A 3,618-nucleotide genomic window follows, 5' to 3' on the forward strand; every position below is an offset into this window, starting at 1 on the left:
TTGTTGTCTTTGGAGTTGACTCCTCCTTTGAAAAAACAGACGTTGCTGGGCTTGGATATGGGGTATTTCCGANTGAAGGCCTTCCTGAAGTAAGACCATCTAAGAGATTACTCATTGCATCGGGATCGATTGTCTTTTTCATTGTATTCTGGCTTATTTTATTTCCGTTTTGCTTAATAGTTCCTCTGCGAACGCTCTGTAATCAACTGCTCCATTGCTCTTTGGNTCATAGTCNACGATATTGATGGCTTCCAATGGAGCTTCNGCGACCTTGATGTTCTTTCNTATCTTTGTNATAAATACNTTATCTCCNAACTTGGCTCTAAGTCCAGTTTCTATCTGTTTGCTCAAATTGGACTTTTCCCAACGAGTAAGCAAAATACCTGCAATCTCGATCTTTGGATTTAGTTTCTGCTTTACCATTCTGATAAAGTCGCTAATCATTGTTAATCCTTGGAAGGGCAGCACCTCCGCAAGGAGAGGTATAACAACTAAATCTGATGCGGTAACAGCGTTAAGTGTGAGTAATCCTAAAGACGGAGGACAATCAATTAAAATGTAGTCGTATTCCGCTATCTTCTCTTGTAGTATATCTGTAAGGATATGTTCTCTGGCCATGACGGAGGCAAGCTCAAGGTCAGCGGAAGCAAGACGCAGGGAAGAGGGAACGATGTCAAGATTCTCTGCAATAGGGAAAATAGATAATCGGTAGGATTCTCCTCTGCAAGAAGCGGTAAGGGCATCGTAGATGGTTCTGTCAACTTGCTCTCCCTTTAATAGGGAGGAAGTAAGATTGCTTTGCGCATCCATGTCTACTAATAATATTTTTTTACCTAAGGAGGCAAGAATAGAGCCTACACTGGCTGTTGTAGTAGTCTTGCCAACCCCTCCTTTATGGTTGGCAAATGAAATGATGGTTGCTTGATGTTGCATGTCTTTATTATTTTATGTTCATTTTCATCTATGCTTATTGCCATATTTTCGTATATATGTATTGTCGTATATATGTATAGACGTATATACGTATATACAACTGCAAAGATAAGTAATTAATTTTGTTTTACCTTACTTTTCGTGTTAATTCTTTTGTAAAAAGCCATTTTTTGACTTGTTATTCGCTTCACATCAAATATACATATCATTGGATGATGATTCTGTGTTATATGTTCAACCCCAAGTCCTTCCAATTTGACTTTTTGATAAAACCTTTCATAATTCTCCAACTACCCTGTGACGGAAACGGATCATAATTGATCAGGGAGTCTGCAAACGATGTATAAAAGGACTCTGCTTCCTGGCTGTCATTAAAGACTCCTTTTCCACCAAATAGACGATGGGCAGCACGTTTTAACTGACCAATATTATAACCTGGGTATAATACTGGTTCCAACCTCATTTTTCTGAATATTTTTATAGCAATTCTTCCTTTCATGGCATTTTTTATATGGAGTATTTTTATTGGTTCATTCTTGTTCTTCCTGATCGGCTGACGTAAAGAGTTTCCGATAGGAACGATACTTCTTCTCTTCATAGGCTAAATCTTCCTCGTAATGCTCTGCATCTTGATACCAGTTCCTGAAACAGGCTGGACATAGCCAGTAATTCAATACGGCGACATAATAGCCTGTATGCGGTGTATGACCACAACGGTCGCAGACACCAACAGCTCCAAAACGTGCTGTCTTGCTTAATAGTTCCGTTCTGTCAATCTTCAGGACTCGAAATCCTTTTTCATTTTCTACTGTTTCCATGTTTCTCCTTTCAGCCTCTATTCCACATCAACCTCATAATTCCAATCAATGGCATCGTCTTCATGAATATGGTCGGAAAGCCACTCGAAGGCTGTTCCTACCTGCTTATCGTCCACAAAGTCGCAGTTCATTTCTCCACGGTCTGCTAAGTTTTGCAGAGCTTCGTACACTTCGTCACTAACTTCCACATTGCCTAAGCCTACCGTGTATTTAACCCTTACTGTTAAATCCTTTATTGTCTTCATATATCAACTTTTATTGGTTATTTTACTTCTCCTTAAATTGTGGTATTTCGCACCAGTGCGTAACAAGCAATTCGGGCAATTCCTCATCATACCTCTTTATACTTCCGTCTTCAAAACGTATAAGTATATCTACATCATTAGGGATTTTGTCCCTTGATATTTCGTGCCAAGAGTTAGCAGGGAATTTCTTGTAGAATTGCAGCATATCTCTGCATTTGCACTTAATCGTTGCAACATTATGAGAAACATTGCCTGACGTTGTTTTTTCACAAACTCCTATGATGCTTTCTAATGTAGCAATAAAAGTATTATCTATTTCTTTTTGAGTTGTCATAATATAAAATCCTCTTTCGTTATAAATCCGTGATTTTCCATGAGAAATATGACATTATCGATGCTTATTTCACTTCCTCTGTAAACAATAAAAATCTCATCGCCACCACCTATTGATACGATAGGCTCGTCATCTTCAAAACCACTAAAAATTAAATGCGTCCCTATTTTTTGCAAACAACAACGTAATTCATTCGCAGTGATTTCCGCTTTCTTTATTGCTTTTCTTAATTTTGTCATGATTGTTGCTTTATAAGTTCTTCAATTAGTGCATCAGCGTAAAATATTGCATGTTTCGCACAATACTCCTGTACTGTTATATCGTTTACTTCTTCACCAAGACCTCTACCTTGCCAAAGAATTTCCTTAGTAGACGTAGCGGTAAAAGGTAGAATATCCTTTGCTGTCTCTTATCTTCGCAGTTCCCAGTCAATAGGTTAATGCTAAGAACTACTCTTGTCTACATCTGCATTGAAAATGTGTTGCATATCTTTTCTTTTGCTCATATACTTATTATTAATCAGCAATCACGTCAAGAACCTCGTCACCGTACAAGTTCTCTCTCATATAATCGAAAACTTCCGTGATCATGTCTTCGTTGAAGATTATTCCCTCTTCCTTTAGTCTTAAAAACAGATTTTCTCGTGTCATAGTTCCTTCTTTTTTTCTATTCAATCGAGTTTCGTTATTAACTTATATACATATAGTAATATATACAGCTATACGCTTGCAAAGATATATAAATAATCCCGTTTAGCAAAATAATTACCTTATATTATTTTGTAATTAGTTATTTATGCCTAATATTACTTGCACAGGTTTTTCAAACAAACATAATTGTTATTGATTGTTTATCCTTTTCTTATTATTACTTCGTGTTTCTTTCCGATGTTCTGCATCATAACGATTGTGACACCGTTGGCATAAAGCACGGAGATTTTCAGGGCTGCAATGCTCTGGAGTATGGTCAAGGTGAGCTATCGTCAAGACAATCCTTGCCATATGTTTCGTGCGCTCGTTGTAGCGATAGGTATGGTTTTCCACGCCACAGAACTCACAGCAATTGTGCGCACGTTCAAGAATGGAAGTTCTAATCTGCTTCCAGTTACTCGGGTAGCGTAATTTATTTTCGGGTTTGATGGGCATATCATTTCTCCTATTTATCGTTATTTACTATTTTTATTTATTGCTGTCCGGTAAAAATTTGTTTTCTTTTATGTTAAACATTTCTTTACAGACATCCTCTGCTATTTTCCGGGCTTCTTTCTTGGAAATGTATTGGTCATCGC

At 37.5% G+C, this 3,618-nt stretch carries 8 protein-coding genes; all 8 read right to left on the bottom strand.

Annotated features, from left to right (window positions below):
• Positions 1-153: 153 nt before the first annotated feature.
• The 8 genes from HMPREF9304_RS11635 to HMPREF9304_RS14205 all read right to left on the bottom strand — a co-directional run bounded on the left by HMPREF9304_RS11635 (position 154) and on the right by HMPREF9304_RS14205 (position 3,475).
• Positions 154-933, bottom strand: a complete 780-nt coding sequence (locus HMPREF9304_RS11635; RefSeq protein WP_036929354.1) for a ParA family protein — start codon at positions 931-933, stop codon at positions 154-156.
• A 226-nt stretch (positions 934-1,159) separates the two neighbouring features.
• The gene (locus tag HMPREF9304_RS11640; protein ID WP_156104819.1) at positions 1,160-1,432 is read right to left on the bottom strand and encodes a hypothetical protein; all 273 of its coding nucleotides are present in this window, start codon (positions 1,430-1,432) and stop codon (positions 1,160-1,162) included.
• 31 nt (positions 1,433-1,463) lie between these two features.
• On the bottom strand, positions 1,464-1,751 hold the full coding sequence (locus HMPREF9304_RS11645; RefSeq protein ID WP_036929360.1) for a hypothetical protein: 288 nt from the start codon (positions 1,749-1,751) through the stop codon (positions 1,464-1,466).
• A gap of 17 nt (positions 1,752-1,768) precedes the next feature.
• Entirely contained in the window at positions 1,769-1,996 is a 228-nt protein-coding gene (locus tag HMPREF9304_RS11650) for a hypothetical protein (RefSeq protein WP_052046148.1), read from the bottom strand.
• 22 nt (positions 1,997-2,018) lie between these two features.
• The gene (locus HMPREF9304_RS11655; protein WP_036929362.1) at positions 2,019-2,330 is read right to left on the bottom strand and encodes a hypothetical protein; all 312 of its coding nucleotides are present in this window, start codon (positions 2,328-2,330) and stop codon (positions 2,019-2,021) included.
• Entirely contained in the window at positions 2,327-2,569 is a 243-nt protein-coding gene (locus HMPREF9304_RS11660; protein ID WP_036929363.1) for a hypothetical protein, read from the bottom strand. The genes HMPREF9304_RS11655 and HMPREF9304_RS11660 overlap by 4 nt, the downstream gene beginning before the upstream one ends.
• Positions 2,570-2,845: 276 nt before the next feature.
• Positions 2,846-2,980, bottom strand: a complete 135-nt coding sequence (locus HMPREF9304_RS15195; RefSeq protein WP_262502976.1) for a hypothetical protein — start codon at positions 2,978-2,980, stop codon at positions 2,846-2,848.
• Between the two features lie 189 nt (positions 2,981-3,169).
• Positions 3,170-3,475 carry an HNH endonuclease gene (locus HMPREF9304_RS14205; RefSeq protein WP_081953713.1) on the bottom strand — a complete coding sequence of 102 codons (306 nt, stop codon included), beginning with the start codon at positions 3,473-3,475 and terminating at the stop codon, positions 3,170-3,172.
• Positions 3,476-3,618 lie beyond the last annotated feature (143 nt).

This window comes from Hoylesella timonensis S9-PR14 (genome assembly GCF_000762405.1).
Lineage (GTDB): Bacteria > Bacteroidota > Bacteroidia > Bacteroidales > Bacteroidaceae > Prevotella > Prevotella timonensis_A.